The organism is Saprospira grandis (assembly GCF_027594745.1).
Lineage (GTDB): Bacteria > Bacteroidota > Bacteroidia > Chitinophagales > Saprospiraceae > Saprospira > Saprospira grandis.
In genome coordinates this window covers 1,400,663-1,416,680 of the sequence record NZ_CP110854.1, presented here as the reverse complement: position 1 = coordinate 1,416,680, position 16,018 = coordinate 1,400,663, and the positions used below count along the sequence as shown (strand labels likewise).

The window sequence follows — 16,018 nt, the reverse complement described above, 5'->3', positions numbered from 1 at the left end:
AAAATCAATAAGAAAAGCCCCACTATCCAAGAATAGTAGGGCTTGCTAAATGTTGTTGATGGGCGCTTAATCGCCAAGGAAGGAGGTCAAGGGACTGCTGGCCTCGGCCCCCATGCGCTGCTCGGCTAGGCGGGCCTCAAAGGCCATGCGCCCCGCCATAACGCCCAATTTAAAGGCTTTGGCCATTTCTACCGGGTCCTGAGCGGCCGCAATAGCCGTATTGACCAAGACCGCATCGGCCCCCATTTCTAGGGCTTTGGCCGCATCAGAAGGGCTACCGATGCCCGCATCTACCACCACAGGCAGCTGGCTTTGCTCAATGATAATCTCTAGAAAATCAAGGGTTTTCAGGCCTTTATTGCTCCCAATGGGCGAGCCCAAAGGCATGACGGCAGCCACGCCCACCTCTTCCAAGCGCTTGCAAAGCACAGGGTCAGCATGGATGTAGGGCAGGACTACAAAGCCCAATTTGACGAGCTTTTCGGCGGCTTTGAGGGTCTCGATGGGATCGGGCATCAAGTATTTGGGATCGGGGTGAATTTCGAGTTTCAACCAGTTGGTCCCTAGGGCCTCTCTAGCCAATTGGGCCGCAAAAACGGCCTCCTCGGCCGTGCGTGCGCCAGAGGTATTCGGCAAAAGATGGATGTGCGGCGCATCAAGTTGGTCCACAATAGGGTCCTCCGATTTCTCCACATTCATCCGTTTGAGGGCCACCGTGACCAGCTCCGAACCAGAAGCCAAAAGGGCCTCCCGCATCAGGGCAGAAGAGGCAAACTTGCCTGTGCCCGTAAATAATCTTGAGTTAAATTCCTTATCGGCAATTTTTAATGTATCCATGCCTATCTTCATTTATACCCGCTAGGGGCCATTTCCAAAAGTTGATAAATTGTTTTGATTAGGGTCTTTTTGTCTGTCGTTTGGTTAATTAGGCCAGAAAGGGCCACCCCATGCAGGCCGGTCCGCAATAAGCCTTCTATATCGGCTAGTTTAATGCCGCCAATGCCGACAACGGGAATCTCCCAGCCTTTGCGCTCTAGTTGTTGCAGCCGTTCGCGATAGCCTTTCATGCCCAAAATAGGGCTTAATTTCTTTTTGGTGGGCGTAAATCGGAAGGGGCCCAGCCCAATATAATCGGCTCCAGCCAAATAAACTTCCCGAATATCTTCCCAGCTATTGGCGGTGCCGCCCAAAATAAAATCTGGGCCCAGTATGGCTCTAGCTTCCTCCAAGGGCATATCGCTACGGCCTAGGTGCAGGCCATCGGCGGCAACAGCTTGGGCCACCTCAATTTGGTCATTAATAATGAGTTGGGCCTGATGCTGATCGCAAAGGGCGCGGGCGGTTTTTCCAGCAGCCAAATAATCGGCGGTACTCACTTCTTTGAGGCGAAGTTGAACCCAGCGGCCACCTGCGGCCAAAAAATCTGCAATTTGGTCCAGATGTTCTTGTATTCGCTGCCCGCTACTCACATATTGTAAGGCGGCAATTTCTTTTTTACTCATCTTGATAGCTCCTGTGCCAACCGAGCAGAGAGGGCTGGCTGTTCATAAATTGAAGGTTGTAGTCTTTGGCTTTTCCAAAGGCTGTGGTTAGGGGCTGCCCTAGGGCCAAAAAGGCGGTTAGGGCAGAGGAAAGCACGCAACCTGTTCCATGCTTATCATAGGGCGCAATCATTTTTGGGGGCCATTGAGCGGCTAGCTCGCCCGCCAAAAAGAGTTGGTCCAATCCCTTAAGTTGGGGATCATGTCCCCCTTTGAGCAATAAAGCCGTTTGCTGGCTAATCGTTTGGGCCACGGCCAAGGGCGATTGCTTGGGCCAAAGGCGCTCTAGCTCTTGGCGATTGGGCATAAAAACATCCACTCGCTCAATCAGTGCTTTGAGGTCCTCAAAAGCATCGGCCTGCTGAAAGTCAAAACCCGCAGAGGCGCTAAGCACGGGGTCCCAAACCACTAGAGGCGGAGCGGCCAAGGCCGCTAGTTGGTCCAAAAGGCGACCCAAAAGGGCCAAATCTCCAATAATGCCGATTTTTACGGCCTTGGGCGTATAGCTTTGCAGCAAAAAGGCCAGTTGTCGCTCCACCCAATCGGCATCGGTCCAGCGCAAATCGGCAAAGCAGCCGGGCCGTTGTATGCTTTGGGCGCTACAAATCGAGAGGCCATAGACGCCCAGCTGTTCAAAGGTTTTGATATCGGCCAAAAGGCCCGCCCCCGCAGAGGGATCAAAACCCGCAATACTTAAGACAAAAGGGCCTGACATGCTGCGAGCATTTTAGCAAAATAGGCGGGGGCGGCCTCGCCTTTGAGCCAAACAGAGCCTAGGGCACCTACTTCTTCAAAGCCTTTTTCGGCAGCGGCGCCCAGGCTGTCCAAATCAATGCCGCCTAAGCCTACAAGGCTAAAATCATATTGCGCCTTGTAGCCGCTAATCGTCCAATCTTCTTTGGGGCCATAACCTTGCTTAGAGATAGAGCTAAAGACGGGACTCACAAAAATATAATCGAAATGATTGGGGGCCAATTCGTCTAAAGTAGCGCGTTCATGCACCGAGGAGCCTAGGGCCAAGCCTGCTTTTTGGAGCTTTTGGCGGAGCGCCAAGAGGGCTTCGGGGCTATAGCTGCGGCGGTGGGCCTCGCCCAAATGAATCCCCTGCACTTTATACTTATCGCAGAGTTTATAGTGGTCGTGCAAAATAATTTTGGGGTGATATTGGGCATCAATCTGGGCCAGAAAGTCCTCATATTGCTGGGCCGTAAAATTGGGTTTACGCAAATTGAGGCAGGCCAAGCCCTCGGCAAAAAGGGCATTGATAAGTTGTATTTCATCCGTCAAGAGCTCGGGATGTGTCAATAATCTGATCTTCATTTTTGCTATTTCAAAAGCCAAAGGCCCCATGTAGAGGCCTTTAACAATTAGATGAATAATTTGGGGCTGCCCCAGCCTTCGGCTGGGTCGGGCTGTTCGGCAGCTCGCAAGTCTGCTCGGCCCTGCGGCAGCAAAGCTGCCTTGGTCTGCGGCTGCGCCGCACTGCCTACCATCCCTCAGCCAGTCGCTGCGCTCCTTTTCTGCGGGCGAGGCCCGCAGTAGGGGCGGGGAGCTATCTCTAGTGGTAGATTTTACTGCCTTTATTCAAGAATTCCTCTGATTTTTCGGCCATTCCTTTTTCTAGGGCGGTTTGGGCGTCTTCGTCTAGGCCAGCGGCATAGTCTCGGACCTCCTGCGTAATTTTCATCGAGCAGAATTTTGGACCACACATCGAGCAGAAGTGGGCAATTTTGGCGCCTTCTGCGGGTAGGGTTTCATCATGATAAGCGCGGGCGGTATCAGGATCTAGCGAAAGGTTGAATTGGTCATACCAACGGAACTCGAAGCGGGCTTTGCTTAGGGCATCATCGCGATATTGTGCGCCGGGATGTCCTTTGGCCAAATCGGCAGCATGGGCCGCTAACTTATAAGTGACTACTCCTGTTTTTACGTCTTCTTTATTAGGAAGGCCCAAATGTTCTTTGGGCGTCACATAACAAAGCATGGCCGTACCGTACCAGCCAATCATGGCGGCACCGATGCCTGAGGTAATATGATCGTAACCGGGAGCAATATCGGTAGTCAATGGGCCAAGGGTATAGAAAGGCGCTTCGCCGCAATGCTTGAGCTGTTTGTCCATATTCTCCTTAATCATGTGCATAGGAATATGGCCGGGCCCTTCAATGATGGTTTGTACATCATGTTTCCAGGCAATTTTGGTCAATTCGCCAAGGGTTTCTAGCTCAGCAAATTGGGCTTCATCATTGGCATCGGCAATAGAGCCGGGGCGGAGGCCATCGCCTAGAGAGAAGGCCACATCATAAGCCTTCATAATTTCGCAGATATCCTCAAAGTGGGTGTAGAGGAAATTCTCTTTATGGTGGGCCAGGCACCATTTGGCCATAATGGAGCCGCCACGAGAAACGATACCCGTTACTCTTTTGGCGGTGAGGTGAATATAAGCGAGGCGGACACCGGCATGGATGGTAAAATAATCTACGCCCTGTTCGGCCTGTTCGATGAGGGTATCTCTAAAGATTTCCCAAGTCAGGTCTTCGGCAACGCCATTAACTTTTTCTAGCGCTTGGTAGATGGGCACGGTCCCGATAGGCACGGGAGAGTTACGGAGAATCCATTCGCGGGTTTCGTGAATATTTTGGCCTGTAGAGAGGTCCATAATCGTATCGGCACCCCAGCGGCAGGCCCAAACGGCTTTTTCTACTTCCTCTGCGATGCTAGAGGTTACGGCAGAGTTACCGATATTTGCGTTGATTTTGACCAAGAAATTGCGGCCAATAATCATGGGTTCTGATTCGGGGTGATTGATATTAGAGGGGATAACGGCACGGCCGCGGGCCACCTCTTCACGGACAAATTCTGGGGTAATAAAGCCTTGAGGAATATTAGCGCCAAAGCTATGTCCGGGATGTTGTTGGCCAAAGTCGATCCCTTGCTGCATTAGTTCGGCTCTTCTTTGGTTTTCGCGGATAGCGATATACTCCATTTCTGGAGTGATGATTCCTTTTTTGGCGTAGTGCATTTGCGAAACGTTCTGGCCTTTTTTGGCGCGGAGCGGTTTGCGCAGATTGGGAAACCGGAGCCAGTCGATATCGCTTTTAGCGAGGCGTTCTTGGCCATAATTAGAAGAAATGCCCTCTAGTTCCTCTACATCTTGGCGGTCGAGAATCCATTGTTGGCGGAGGGGCTCTAGGCCTTTATTGATATCGATATCTACATTTGGGTCGGTATAGGGGCCGCTAGTATCATAGACCGTAACGGGGGGATTTTCTTCTAGTTCGCCGGTAGCTTGAATCTTGGTAGGCGAGAGGCTAATTTCTCTCATGGCCACCTTAATTTGAGGGTGGATACGGCCGGGAACATAAATTTTCTTAGAGCTAGGGAAGGGGGTTCTGGTAATTCCTTCCTGCTGAGGCAATTTATCTTTTCTCATGATATATAATTTTTTGCATAGCAAATTGGGGCTAACCGCCTTGGGTAGCCGTAATGAGTAAAACTTGGTCTTGATTTTTAAGGAAAGTGTTGGCCCAGAGGGCTTTGGGAATGACCTCTTGGTTGAGGGCCAGGGCTAGGCCGCCTTCTTCCTCTTTCTTTAATTGTTGGAGGAGTTGGAAGAGGCTATAATTTTGGGGGCAGCTCATGGCTTGGCCATTGAGGAAAATTTGGATAGCGTTTGGCATAGATGAGAGGAGCTTAGGCGGCTCTTTGATGGCATAGGTATGGCTATCCTGAAGCGAGAGGACGGCACTTTTCCCTACGGCAGTACGAGCTGCATCAGGTGATAAGGGTCTATTCTCAGTTTAGTTTTTGCTTAATGGCTAGGCGTTATTGGCCTAGCGATGTGGAGGGGGGGCCGTAGGCCAGACCGAAGCGCTGTAAGCGCTGAAGGGCCGAGCAGAGAGCGAGCCCCGGAACGACAATAAGGCCTTTAGGCCGCAGTTCGACGACCAAAGGGAGTAACCGCCCGCCGAAGGCGGGAGGCCCCAAATAAAAACTAAACACCCCTAAAGTGGATGTAATCTTGTCAAAGTTAAGGAACTTTTGAGGCAAAAGTTTAGGGGAATGGGCAAAAAAAAGGCCCAGTCTCTATAAAAGAAGCTGAGCCAGACCGATTTCCCCTCCTAGACTAGTCGTCCGGTCCAAACAACTAGCTAAAATTTATGCGGACTAGTGCGGTAATTTGGCACGCAGGGCGCCATAAAGGTAAGTACCGACTAGAGCAGATGCGATAATGATGAGTACGGCCCAGTAGCCTTGGCCTAGTAGGGTATACATGGGGCCGGGGCAGGCGCCGGTCATAGACCAGCCGAGGCCGAAAATAATACCACCGATGAGGTAGCGTGGAATAGACATATTTTTGGGGTGGAACTTAATTTCTTCGCCCTTGAAGGTTTGCAGCTTGAGTGCTTTAATCAGGGCCGTAGTGATAATTCCGAGTACCACGGCGGTACCGATGATACCGTACATATGGAAATTATCGAAGAGGAACATTTCTTGGATTCTGTACCAAGATACTGCTTCAGATTTGGTCATGACCATGCCAAAGAGGAGGCCTAGACCTAGATATTTTACAAATTTCATATTGTAGATAGATTTAGGCGCCAAATAGCAAAGGCAAGATAAAATAAGTCATTGTGAGGCCACCGATAAAGAAGCCAATCACAGCGATAAGAGAAGGGATTTGGAGTTGAGACAGGCCGCTAATAGCGTGTCCAGAGGTACAACCGCCGGCATAGCGGGCGCCAAATCCGATCAGTAGGCCACCAAAGATCAGGATAAATAGGCCTTTAGCGGAGAAAACAAAGTTGGGATCATTAATTTCTTGGGGCAAGAGATCGGTTTTTCCGTTGGTTGCTGTGGGGGCAGAGAAACCGATACTTTCTACGTACTCAATCGTCTTGGCACCTAGTTCCATAGGTTCATCGCCAGAGAGAAACTGCATAGAGATAAAACCTCCGATAGCGGCACCGATAACGAAGAGCATATTCCAGCCCTGGCTACCTTTCCAGTCAAAATCGAAGAAAGAGACGCTTTTGCCGGCGCCCATAGCAGAGCAGGCGGCGCGCATACTAGCGGAAACGCCAAATGATTTACCGTTAAAAACGAGCAGTTGCATAACCAGAACGATCAGTGCCCCGGAGACATACCAAGGCCAAGGTTGAGACAACATGTCTGTAACTTCTTGCGCAAATAAGAACATGATGAATTGAAATTTAGGTAGAAAAAGGCGCTGAACCAGCTAGCTCCCTAGCTGGTTAGCGCATTTTAATTAAGATAGAAGACTATCGACTTGTTTTAATTGGGTGTACTCTAAAGGGTGTTGTCTAGAGTAGGGTAGAAGGGCAAACGTAGTCACTCTTAGGAGCGTCGGTTTCGCTAATAGCTTTGAAACCACCGGCTACGTTGATGATATTTTCGAAGCCCATATTTTGTAGAACGGCAGAAGCAATCATTGAGCGGTAGCCACCAGCACAGTGTACATAGTAAGTGGCTTTTTTGTCAAGGTCTTCTACTTTTTTGGCCATTTCGGCTAGGGGGTAGCTAGTCGCTACGAGCAAGTGCTCAGAGATAAACTCTCCTTCATTGCGAACATCGATAACTTTTACGTCATCGCCTTTAGCGATAGCTTCGGCAAGGGCGGTGGCAGAAACTGTATTTACAATAGTTACTTCTTCGCCAGCGGCTGTCCAAGCATCGATACCTCCTTTTAGGAAACCGACAACATTATCGTAGCCAACGCGGGCTAGGCGAGTAACGGCTTCTTCTTCACGGCCTTCTTGAACGATAAGCAAGATGGGACGTTTGAGGTTTTCGATCATAGCGCCAACCCAAGGGGCAAAGCTCCCGTCGAGACCGATATTGATAGCGCCTGCGATATAGCCTTTTTCGAAAGTATCTTGGTGGCGAGTATCGAGGATGAGAGTACCTTTAGCCATTTCTGCTTTGAAGGCGGCTACATCTAGAGGAGTAGTTCCTTGAGCGAGGGCCTCATCAAAGCTATTGTAGCCAGCTTTGTTCATCATGGCATTGTGGCCAAAGTACTGAGGAGGCGTAGCCAAACCAGAAGTTACTTTTACGATGAACTCTTCGCGGCTCATAGGCTGAAGGGCGTAGTTGAATTCTTTTTGGTTGCCCAAAGTAGCATAAGTTTCTTTAGACATATTCTTACCACAAGCAGAACCAGCGCCATGACCAGGATAAACAGTGAGGTCGTCGTTTAGAGGCATGATTTTGTTGTGTAGAGAGTCGTAGAGCATACCAGCCAAGTCATCCATAGTAACATCAGACTTGATGGCTAGGTCAGGGCGTCCAACATCTCCAATGAAGAGTGTATCGCCAGTAAAGATAGCCAGTTGTTCGTCTTCTTCATTGAGTAGGAGGAAGCAGCTAGACTCTTGAGTGTGGCCGGGGGTGTGCAATACTTTGATGCGCAACTTTCCGAGTTTCAACTCTTCGTTATCTTTAGCTACATAAGCGTCGTAACCTGTTTGAGCGGTTGGTCCAAAAACGATTTGGGCGCCAGATTTCTTAGCTAAATCGATATGTCCCGAAACGAAGTCGGCATGAAAGTGAGTTTCCAAGATGTACTTGATCTTTGCACCACGCTCTTCTGCCATTTCCATATAAGGAGCAGTTTCGCGAAGAGGATCAATGATAGCGGCTTCGCCCTCAGATTCGATGTAGTAAGCGCCATGTGCAAGGCATCCGGTATACAGCTGTTCAACTTTCATAATGCTTATATTTTTAAGTGTGATGTTTAGTAAATTGTTGTTGATACAAAGATAAGGCGGTTCTAAAAGATTGTTTGTGACTTTTGTGACAAGCTGAAATTTTATTTTATAAACTTGCCGTTTCCTTTCTTGTTCATTACAAAAGTACGGCGGCTTATCGTATATCTTTGTGACCAAATTGACAAAAGCGATTTTTTTATTTTGCTTTTCTTGAACTAGCCCTTTTGGCTAGTTGTCTGTGACAAATATCCGAGATAAAATGCATTGATGTAGTAACATCAATCACAGTGGCAACAGTTAACCTTATTTTAACAAAAAGGGCCCTGAGCGCAACTGCTGCGCTCAGGGCCCTTGGCCTATTGTATAGCTGTGTTATTTGCCCTAACTTATTGGTAGCAAACCAAAAAACAGACTATTGAACAATCCAGTTATACACGAACAATGGTTAACTACAATTAGTAAGTTAACTGCCGAACATTATCCCCACTGGGTCCTCTTCCAAAACGGAAGTTGCGTCATATTAGAAGCCGAAAAGGAAGACCCCACTACAGATGATTTGGCCGAAATGGCTATAGAAGTACTTAAAGAACAAGCTTCTAGGCCAGTTTTATCCGTACACGCCTACCCCGAAGGCCAACTTATTGCCCTAGATGAACAAAGCTGGTTGTTGCCTGCAGGAGAAGGACTGTATACCGTTTTGAAGTTGGGCGAGTTTCAAGAAGAAGCCCCCTCAGAATTTGCCATTTGGGTAAAGGCCAGACAAAAACAGCGCTTAGACTTAGAACAAGCGACTATTATATATGTCAATTGTTCGCAAAAGAACCGCTATTGCTCTTAAAGCCAACTTTGCCTTTATATTAAGTTTTTGACCTACTGCGCCGCTACCGCCAAAGCAGGAGCCGCCGCATGATGACTTTCCAAACTAATAATGCTAGGAATCATACAATCCTGCAAAGGCAATTCCTGAATCAAACGCATCACCTCAATCGCAGAACTCGCCTTTACTATGGCCCAAGAACGCAAAGCGTTGGCCGAATAAGAAAAAGACTGAATCCGCCCCTGGGCCATCAATTCCTCTACTTTTGCATGATGTTCTGCAGAACGAGCCTCTACATGGGCCTGCATCTCTGCAGGTACCTCAAATTCTAGCATGTAATAATTTTCCATAAGCTGTTTTTTGTTAGTTTTAATTGGAAGTATCGCAATAACTCGATATTTCCAAATTTATTAAGCCTGATTTAACCAATTGTTTAAATTTAGGCAAAATACCTAAAGGTTCTGTTAACATTAGATGAAGTTAAAACCACTACAGCAAAAGACCTAGGTAGAACCAAATAGCCAGCTGTTAAAGTCTGCTGTTTTGAATTTATCTAAATAATTAGCTTAGAGTTTAAATTATTTGCGTAAATAGTTGTCACTGTACACGCAAAAAGTTAAATTTGTTCTAGAACTCCCTGTCGAGTTCATTTATAATAGCTTTAGGGCATTAACTTTTTGCTTATGAATTCTGTAGTAACCGAACGCTTTATCCATTGTCATGACCAACTCAAAAAAGAGCAACGCATCCGCTCTAGCCGACAATTTGCCCTCTCTCTCGATTATCTGCCCCAAAGCCTAAGCGAAATCCTCAAAAAACGCCGAGATGTAACTATCGAATTGCTCCGAAAAGCAATCGATGCCTATAAGCTAAATCCCGTTTACCTTTTTTCTGGAGAAGGCCCGCTCTTTATGACCGAAGACGCACAAGCTAATCTTAAGGTCCTTACCGTAGTGACCGATTCTCATAATGATGAACGCATTGTGCATGTGCCCGTGCCCGCTCAAGCTGGCTATGCCTCAGAGTCTAAAGACCCCACTTTTATTCAGGAGCTACCCAATTATACCCTGCCCGATTATAAGTATAAGGTGGGCACTCACCGCTCTTTCGATCTCTCTGGAGATAGTATGGAACCCACGCTTTTTGAAGGCGATAAGGTGGTCTGTAGCTACCTAGAACCTAGCCTCTGGGCCTCTTCTCTCAAAGATAATTATGTCTATGTGGTGGTCACTAAGGGCGATGTCCTCATCAAACGCGTACACAATCATATCAAAGCCGAGCAAAAACTGCTGCTCCTCTCCGATAATACTTATTATGAACCCTTCGAAATGAGCGTGAAGGATATTCAAGAAATTTGGTATGTCCGAGCCAAAATTTCTCCCTTTTTACCCTCTCCCTCCAATATCAATAATATGCTCCGCTCAGAAATGGAGGAGCTCCGCAAAATGGTCCAAAACCAATCGAATATTATCCAGAATCTATATAATACTATAGAAACTCTTGTAGAACAGACCAAGAAGGAGTAATTTTTTTTGGGGCTGCCCCAGCCTGCGGCTGGGTCGGGCTCTGCCGCAGCTCGCAGGTCTGCTCGGCCCTGCGGGCTTTTTCGCTTCGCTGCAAAAGCCCTGGGTCTGGCGCTGCGCGCCACTGCTATCCATCCCTCAGCCGATTTTTCGGGTTGAAACCCAAAAATGGCCAGCGGCTTTGAGCCGCCGCCATGCAATAGGCCCAAAGGGCCGCAAAGGCGCGCAGCGCCTGGCCTAGCGATGTGAAAGGGTGGCCGAAGGCCAGACCAAGGCCGTTAGGCCGCAGGGCCGAGCAGACCTGCGAGCCCTGAAACGTAGCGCCGCAGCTTTGCTGCGGAGGCCCCAAAACAGCAGTAGATAGATATCTAGCCATCCAGTCCAGAAGGGAAGGGGTGGACTTTTTTTGCCCCCAAACCAACAAAAAATCCCCGCCTACTCAGAAAAGCAGGGGGGAGTAAAAAGGACCAAAGGCCCATTAGAAATATAAATCAAAGATCACCAAAGCCCCAAAAATAGTAGAGGCAATTCCATTGGTCGTAAAAAAGGCCAAATTAACCTTAGATAAATCATTTGGCTTGACCAAAAAATGCTGATAGGCCAATAAACCAATAAATAAAGCTACCGCAATCCAATAATAAAGCCCAAAGAACTCTGTTGCTTGTATGCCCGGATAAATTACCAAAAGGGCCGTTAGTCCATGCAAGACATTAGATACCATTAAGGCCCGCTTTTTTCCCAAAGCCGCCGGAATCGAATTTAAGCCCAAAGAACGATCAAACTCCTCATCCTGCAACGCATATATAATGTCAAAACCCGAAACCCAAAACAAAACCACAAAAGAATAAATAATCGGCAATAAGGCAAACTGATTACTCACCGCTATATAGGCCCCAATTGGCGCCAAAGCCAAACCTACCCCCAAAACAAAGTGACAAAGAGCCGTAAATCGCTTGGTATAAGAATAACCCAAAACCACCAATAAGGCAATGGGCGAGAGCAAAAAACAAAGCCAATTGATAAAATAAGTGGTGGCCACAAATAAGGCACAGTTAATCAATACAAAAAATAAGGCATTGCGAGCCGAAATTACCCCAGCCGGAATCTCCCGAGTGACCGTCCGCGGATTCCGCCGATCAATGTCCCGATCCGCATAACGATTAAAGGCCATAGCCGCCGAACGCGCAAAGACCATACACAAAAGAACTAAGGCAAATAAACGCCAGTTTAATTCTCCATTGCCCTCTACAGTGGCCAAGAAAAAGCCAATCATCGCAAAGGGAAGAGCAAAAATCGTATGGCTAAATTTAATTAAAGAAAGGTAGTTTTTCATCATGTATACACTTGCAATTGAGGCCCCAAATAGAGCCGCCAAAGACTCAAAAATAAAGTTTGCAATTATACAAATAATAATCCTTTAGGTTGCGGCCCTCAGTAGATATATATAGGAGCAAAAAAAAAGCCTTCCAATTACTGGAAGGCTTTAAGTTGTTGCAGAGACAGGACTCGAACCTGCGACCTTCGGGTTATGAGCCCGACGAGCTACCACTGCTCCACTCTGCATTGCAAATATACGGCAAGAATCTCATTTTCCAAGCTTTTAATGCCTTTTTATTTGGTTTTCTTGCTAACTGATTGATTATCTGAGGAAGTAAGTTTGTAATTCTCTAAAATAAACTTTATGCTTTCTTCGCCCTAAGCCGAATTCTTCGCTTCCCCCCTTTCTAAAAAAGCCAAAGCCTCAAGTATTCCCCCCCCTAAAAGTCTGCTCAATTCCTTAATTTGTGACCCTTGACCAGAACACTCTCTTATGAAAATAATGTATACCCTTGCCCCACTGTTTTTTCTCTCGCTTTTCGCCTGCCAAAAAGAAAAACATCCCCCATTTAGCCAAGTCCCCATCTATCAAGAAAATCTAAGCGGTTTTGAAGCCCTCAAAGATAGCCTAAGGGCCATTTGCCAAAATCCTAAGGGCCAAATGGGCATCTATGTCTATGATGCCCAACTCGATAAAAGTTTCTCGATCGCTGGAGATACTCTTTTCCCCCTCGCTAGTGTCTATAAACTCCCTATTGTGGCTAGTTTGCTAGCCGCCCAAGAGGCCGGCAAACTCTCCCTCTTCGATTCTATTCGCCTCAACCTAGAAGATCGCCGCCACTCAGGCTGTTTTATGGATTGGGATACTACGGGCAAAACCAATTTCGCCCCCAAAATTGAAGATTTGGCCCTCTACATGATGCGATATAGCGATAATTGTGCTACCGATGCCTTGCTCCGCCAATTGGGTGGACCAGAGTTTGTACAGGCCCAACTCAAAAGCTGGATGGTCTCCGATATTAACATTAACCGCTATCTGATCGAGATTTTTATTGATCTAGCTAACCGAGAATTACCCGAGGACCAAAGCCTCTGGACCTATAGCCGAGCTACCCAAATTTTATCCACTTCTCCCTGGTCCGAACGTAAAGTCGCTAGACGTAAATTCCTCTGGGACCGCCGCGACCAAGGCTCCCCAAAAGCTTTTGTCCAACTCCTCAAAGGCCTAGATCAAGAACATTGGCTAAATGCAAACTCTAGCCAATGGCTTAGAGACTGCCTGCTCTCTTGCCGAACCGGCCGCTATTTCCTCCCAGAGGTTCTGCCCCCCAACCGCCAAGTAGCCCATAAAACTGGAAGCCTGCCCGGTATTTATAATGATGCCGGTTGGATAGAAAGAGAAGCCGGCCAACGCCCTATTTATTATGCCGTCTTCCTCAAAAATGCTTTCGATAAACCCAAAAAAGAACGGGCCCGTATTGCCGCAGCTATGAAGCAGTTACTGGCCTTCCAAGCCCTCGAAAAAACAGCCTTGGTTTTTAATTAAGGCCCGGATAGTTTCCATTAAAGTCCTGCCTAGCAGGGCTTTTTTATTGCTCCTGAGCCGCTTTTTTCGGCCGCCTAGCTCGAATCAATTTACGGAGCTCTCTCTCTACATAGTAGTATCGGCCAAATATCCCAAAGCTAATAGAAGCCGCTCCTATAATGGCCGAAACCTGCCGAAGCCAAAAAACAAGCTCCCGCAAATAAGGGAAAAAAGGATCTACCAGAAAAAGAGAAAATAAACTCACGCCCAACCAACTGGCCAAACTCAAGATGGCCCCCGCAAACCCCCAACGCAGCCAGCTCGGCCGCCGAAGCATTAAGTTGCGACGCAACCAAAGCAAATATTTGGGCTCATGAGGCCGCATGCCCACCAGGGCCTTGGCCCGCTTAAAAGAAGCTTCGTATTGGCCCAAATAAAAAAGGGCCCGCATAGCACTGAATAAAAAATGTAAGTAGACATCCCGCCCATCTACCTGCCGAATGTCTGCAATTATAGATTGCTCAATCAACCAATCCGCCTCTACAATATGCTGCCCATAGGCCTGAGCCGCAAATAAGGCATTGGCATAATAGCTCCGCAAACGGTAGTAGTCCGCAAAAGGCAATAGGGCCAATTCCGCTTTGTTCCGCTCATAGAAATGAAGCACAGCAAAGCTTTCTTTGTCCGCAATTAACTCAAATTCATTCAAAAGGGCCGCTGGCCCACTAAGAAAGCGCATCAAATTTGGTCTTTAAGGTCGTTTGGCTATTGGTAAAACCAAGGACTAGGCTCAGAATAAGGTGTGTCGGGCCAGATGAACTAAGGCCGCTGGGAATAAACTCAACAAAGGGATTTCTCTTCTTTGTGTTTGCTCCAAAAGGCTCTTTTAAGATAAGGGAGTTTGGGCAAAGGGACAAGGACTTTTACCACCAATGAAAAAAGACAAAACCCCCCCTTTTTGTTGCAGCAAATCAGCAAATAACTGCTCCAAAAATAAAGAAACTTAAGGCCAAAAGCCTCTTTTTTATGTTTTGGGGCCTCCCTGCGCCCTTCAGGGCGCAGGGCGCTACGTTTCAGGGCTCGCTGTTCGCTCGGCCCTGCGCTGGCTTTGCCAGCTGGGTCTGCGGCTGCGCCGCCCCCTTTCACATCGCTAGGCCTGCGGCCCCTTCGGGGCCTGTAGTGCGCAGGGACCAATGGGCCAGCACTCACTGTTGGCCGCCCTTATTGTTCTACCAATAGCTGCTCAATCAATTGGGCCAATTCTTCTCGATATTCTTCGTAGTAGTCTCCTGTTCCAGGACCATTAAAGCCCGTATGGATCTTCCGTACGTTCCCCTGACGATCTATAATAATGGCCGTGGGAAAAGATAAGATATGGTTGAGCATGGGCAAACTCTTGGCCGCCGCTTTCTTATCTGCTGGCCCCGCCAAAACCATAGGGTAGCTAATGCCTAAGTCCGTCCGTAAGCGCTTTTCTATTTGCTTGAAGTTGTCCATATCTTTAGGCAACTCATAACTTAGGGCAATGACTTCTAGGCCCTCTTTCCGATAACGTCTGTAGTACTCTTCTAACAATCGGCTTTCATCCATGCAGTTGGGACACCAACTGCCCATAATCTGAACAATAACAACTTTGCCCTCAAAGCGCTCATCTGCCAAACTTAAACTATCCCCCTGCGAGTTGGGAAAGCTAAAGCTTATTTTCTCATAGCCTTCCTTCAAAAAAGAGAGGCTGTCCATGGGGCGGAGCTGGGCCTTGGGGTTGGGCTGCGCCCGCCAGTAGGTAGACCAATGCTTGCCCGAGTAGAACTGCCCCCATAAACTGCCATCGCCCTGCCGCTGGGCAGTAAATAAGAAGGCATGCGCCCCATCAAAGGCAGAAAGTTGCAAGCGCTCGCGCTTAAATTCTCCAGCCAAATAACGATAGTCGCCCGTTTCGGTCATAAAGCTACCTTTTAGAATAGAAGTTTGAGGGTCGAGCTCAAATAAGGCTACTCCAGGATAGCTATTGGCACTGTCTTGAGGAGAAAACTGTACGGCCCACTTTTTAGCTAAGCTGCTTTGGGCTGCTGTTTTTGGTCCAAAGCGAAAAGCTTGGCCGCCTTCGGCCCTAAACGGAAGACGATAGTCTTCTTTCTGGCTGTTTACCCACTCTCCCCGCAATTGATGCCTATTCAATTGCTTGATGTTGAAGTAGGTCCCAAAAGCAGGCAGGGTCCAACGCATACTGTCTGGCCCTAAGGAATCTACTTGCAAGAGAATCCGCTCCTCTCCATTGATGATTTCCCAAGACTGCCCATCATAAGCCAACTCAAAGGGGAGTTCCAAACTGTCATTGAGGCGCAAAAGCCCCCGCCAAGCTCCTCGCTCTAAACTTTTGTCTTTAATAGGGGCCAATGGCCCTTGTTCCGATTGACAAGCCATTAAAATCAAGAAAGAAAATAGACTAGCTAATATAGTATAGCGCATATAAAGACTGCTTTTATTGGGTTACCGAAAAAATATAAGGACAATATGATTGCATTGGAGCATTGGCTGGGGAAAAAAATGGCCAGATAGCATCCCTC

The 16,018-nt window shown here is 47.8% G+C and carries 16 protein-coding genes and 1 tRNA gene; 3 read left to right on the top strand and 14 right to left on the bottom strand.

The window, feature by feature from the left end; all coding sequences use genetic code 11:
- Positions 1 to 66 precede the first annotated feature (66 nt).
- From OP864_RS05565 to OP864_RS05525, 9 genes are all read right to left on the bottom strand, one after another.
- Positions 67 to 837, bottom strand: coding sequence for a thiazole synthase (locus tag OP864_RS05565; RefSeq protein WP_270100284.1), 771 nt, complete (start codon positions 835 to 837; stop codon positions 67 to 69).
- 8 nt (positions 838 to 845) lie between these two features.
- Positions 846 to 1,502 (bottom strand): thiamine phosphate synthase, encoded by a 657-nt coding sequence (locus OP864_RS05560; RefSeq protein WP_270100283.1) that lies wholly within the window; start codon positions 1,500 to 1,502, stop codon positions 846 to 848.
- Positions 1,495 to 2,256 carry a hydroxymethylpyrimidine/phosphomethylpyrimidine kinase gene (locus OP864_RS05555; protein WP_270100282.1) on the bottom strand — a complete coding sequence of 254 codons (762 nt, stop codon included), beginning with the start codon at positions 2,254 to 2,256 and terminating at the stop codon, positions 1,495 to 1,497. Before OP864_RS05555 ends, OP864_RS05560 begins: the two co-directional genes overlap by 8 nt.
- Positions 2,235 to 2,861, bottom strand: a complete 627-nt coding sequence (locus OP864_RS05550) for a thiamine phosphate synthase (protein WP_270100281.1) — start codon at positions 2,859 to 2,861, stop codon at positions 2,235 to 2,237. Before OP864_RS05550 ends, OP864_RS05555 begins: the two co-directional genes overlap by 22 nt.
- 238 nt (positions 2,862 to 3,099) lie before the next feature.
- Positions 3,100 to 4,971, bottom strand: a complete 1,872-nt coding sequence (gene thiC, locus OP864_RS05545; RefSeq protein ID WP_270100280.1) for a phosphomethylpyrimidine synthase ThiC — start codon at positions 4,969 to 4,971, stop codon at positions 3,100 to 3,102.
- Positions 4,972 to 5,002: 31 nt separating this feature from the next.
- A complete protein-coding gene (gene thiS, locus OP864_RS05540; protein ID WP_270100279.1) occupies positions 5,003 to 5,218 on the bottom strand; it encodes a sulfur carrier protein ThiS in 216 nt (71 codons plus the stop codon).
- Between the two features lie 487 nt (positions 5,219 to 5,705).
- The gene (locus OP864_RS05535; RefSeq protein WP_270100278.1) at positions 5,706 to 6,119 is read right to left on the bottom strand and encodes a DUF6691 family protein; all 414 of its coding nucleotides are present in this window, start codon (positions 6,117 to 6,119) and stop codon (positions 5,706 to 5,708) included.
- A gap of 13 nt (positions 6,120 to 6,132) precedes the next feature.
- On the bottom strand, positions 6,133 to 6,738 hold the full coding sequence (locus tag OP864_RS05530) for a YeeE/YedE family protein (protein WP_270100277.1): 606 nt from the start codon (positions 6,736 to 6,738) through the stop codon (positions 6,133 to 6,135).
- 124 nt (positions 6,739 to 6,862) lie between these two features.
- Positions 6,863 to 8,269 carry an MBL fold metallo-hydrolase gene (locus OP864_RS05525; RefSeq protein WP_270100276.1) on the bottom strand — a complete coding sequence of 469 codons (1,407 nt, stop codon included), beginning with the start codon at positions 8,267 to 8,269 and terminating at the stop codon, positions 6,863 to 6,865.
- Between the two features lie 415 nt (positions 8,270 to 8,684).
- Here OP864_RS05525 and OP864_RS05520 point away from each other — a divergent pair, with 415 nt between their 5' ends.
- Entirely contained in the window at positions 8,685 to 9,107 is a 423-nt protein-coding gene (locus OP864_RS05520; protein WP_015691817.1) for a hypothetical protein, read from the top strand.
- A 32-nt stretch (positions 9,108 to 9,139) separates the two neighbouring features.
- Here the strand turns inward: OP864_RS05520 and OP864_RS05515 are convergent, their stop codons facing one another.
- The gene (locus OP864_RS05515) at positions 9,140 to 9,436 is read right to left on the bottom strand and encodes a muconolactone Delta-isomerase family protein (RefSeq protein WP_270100275.1); all 297 of its coding nucleotides are present in this window, start codon (positions 9,434 to 9,436) and stop codon (positions 9,140 to 9,142) included.
- Between the two features lie 333 nt (positions 9,437 to 9,769).
- Between OP864_RS05515 and OP864_RS05510 the strand changes: the two genes are divergently transcribed.
- On the top strand, positions 9,770 to 10,612 hold the full coding sequence (locus OP864_RS05510) for a S24 family peptidase (protein WP_270100274.1): 843 nt from the start codon (positions 9,770 to 9,772) through the stop codon (positions 10,610 to 10,612).
- A gap of 475 nt (positions 10,613 to 11,087) precedes the next feature.
- Here OP864_RS05510 and OP864_RS05505 read toward each other — a convergent pair whose 3' ends face one another.
- Both OP864_RS05505 and OP864_RS05500 read right to left on the bottom strand, forming a co-directional pair.
- On the bottom strand, positions 11,088 to 11,945 hold the full coding sequence (locus OP864_RS05505; RefSeq protein WP_015691813.1) for a UbiA-like polyprenyltransferase: 858 nt from the start codon (positions 11,943 to 11,945) through the stop codon (positions 11,088 to 11,090).
- Positions 11,946 to 12,100: 155 nt separating this feature from the next.
- A tRNA-Met gene (locus OP864_RS05500) sits at positions 12,101 to 12,172 on the bottom strand.
- 247 nt (positions 12,173 to 12,419) lie between these two features.
- On the opposite strand from OP864_RS05500, the gene OP864_RS05495 reads away from it, so the two are divergent.
- Positions 12,420 to 13,472, top strand: coding sequence for a serine hydrolase (locus OP864_RS05495; protein ID WP_270100273.1), 1,053 nt, complete (start codon positions 12,420 to 12,422; stop codon positions 13,470 to 13,472).
- Between the two features lie 43 nt (positions 13,473 to 13,515).
- Here OP864_RS05495 and OP864_RS05490 read toward each other — a convergent pair whose 3' ends face one another.
- On the bottom strand, positions 13,516 to 14,190 hold the full coding sequence (locus OP864_RS05490) for a hypothetical protein (RefSeq protein ID WP_270100272.1): 675 nt from the start codon (positions 14,188 to 14,190) through the stop codon (positions 13,516 to 13,518).
- Positions 14,191 to 14,672: 482 nt separating this feature from the next.
- Positions 14,673 to 15,920, bottom strand: a complete 1,248-nt coding sequence (locus tag OP864_RS05485; protein WP_270100271.1) for a peroxiredoxin family protein — start codon at positions 15,918 to 15,920, stop codon at positions 14,673 to 14,675.
- Between the last annotated feature and the right edge of the window lie 98 nt (positions 15,921 to 16,018).

What these genes read in the sequence shown, in the direction of transcription:
- OP864_RS05535 (WP_270100278.1), bottom strand. Translation starts at nt 6,119, where the DNA reads ATGAAATTTGTAAAATATCTAGGTCTAGGCCTCCTCTTTGGCATGGTC.
- thiS (WP_270100279.1), bottom strand. Translation starts at nt 5,218, where the DNA reads ATGCCAAACGCTATCCAAATTTTCCTCAATGGCCAAGCCATGAGCTGC.
- OP864_RS05510 (WP_270100274.1), top strand. Translation starts at nt 9,770, where the DNA reads ATGAATTCTGTAGTAACCGAACGCTTTATCCATTGTCATGACCAACTC.
- OP864_RS05485 (WP_270100271.1), bottom strand. Translation starts at nt 15,920, where the DNA reads ATGCGCTATACTATATTAGCTAGTCTATTTTCTTTCTTGATTTTAATG.
- thiC (WP_270100280.1), bottom strand. Translation starts at nt 4,971, where the DNA reads ATGAGAAAAGATAAATTGCCTCAGCAGGAAGGAATTACCAGAACCCCC.
- OP864_RS05490 (WP_270100272.1), bottom strand. Translation starts at nt 14,190, where the DNA reads ATGCGCTTTCTTAGTGGGCCAGCGGCCCTTTTGAATGAATTTGAGTTA.
- OP864_RS05550 (WP_270100281.1), bottom strand. Translation starts at nt 2,861, where the DNA reads ATGAAGATCAGATTATTGACACATCCCGAGCTCTTGACGGATGAAATA.
- OP864_RS05505 (WP_015691813.1), bottom strand. Translation starts at nt 11,945, where the DNA reads ATGATGAAAAACTACCTTTCTTTAATTAAATTTAGCCATACGATTTTT.
- OP864_RS05515 (WP_270100275.1), bottom strand. Translation starts at nt 9,436, where the DNA reads ATGGAAAATTATTACATGCTAGAATTTGAGGTACCTGCAGAGATGCAG.
- OP864_RS05495 (WP_270100273.1), top strand. Translation starts at nt 12,420, where the DNA reads ATGAAAATAATGTATACCCTTGCCCCACTGTTTTTTCTCTCGCTTTTC.
- OP864_RS05530 (WP_270100277.1), bottom strand. Translation starts at nt 6,738, where the DNA reads ATGTTCTTATTTGCGCAAGAAGTTACAGACATGTTGTCTCAACCTTGG.
- OP864_RS05525 (WP_270100276.1), bottom strand. Translation starts at nt 8,269, where the DNA reads ATGAAAGTTGAACAGCTGTATACCGGATGCCTTGCACATGGCGCTTAC.
- OP864_RS05555 (WP_270100282.1), bottom strand. Translation starts at nt 2,256, where the DNA reads ATGTCAGGCCCTTTTGTCTTAAGTATTGCGGGTTTTGATCCCTCTGCG.
- OP864_RS05565 (WP_270100284.1), bottom strand. Translation starts at nt 837, where the DNA reads ATGGATACATTAAAAATTGCCGATAAGGAATTTAACTCAAGATTATTT.
- OP864_RS05560 (WP_270100283.1), bottom strand. Translation starts at nt 1,502, where the DNA reads ATGAGTAAAAAAGAAATTGCCGCCTTACAATATGTGAGTAGCGGGCAG.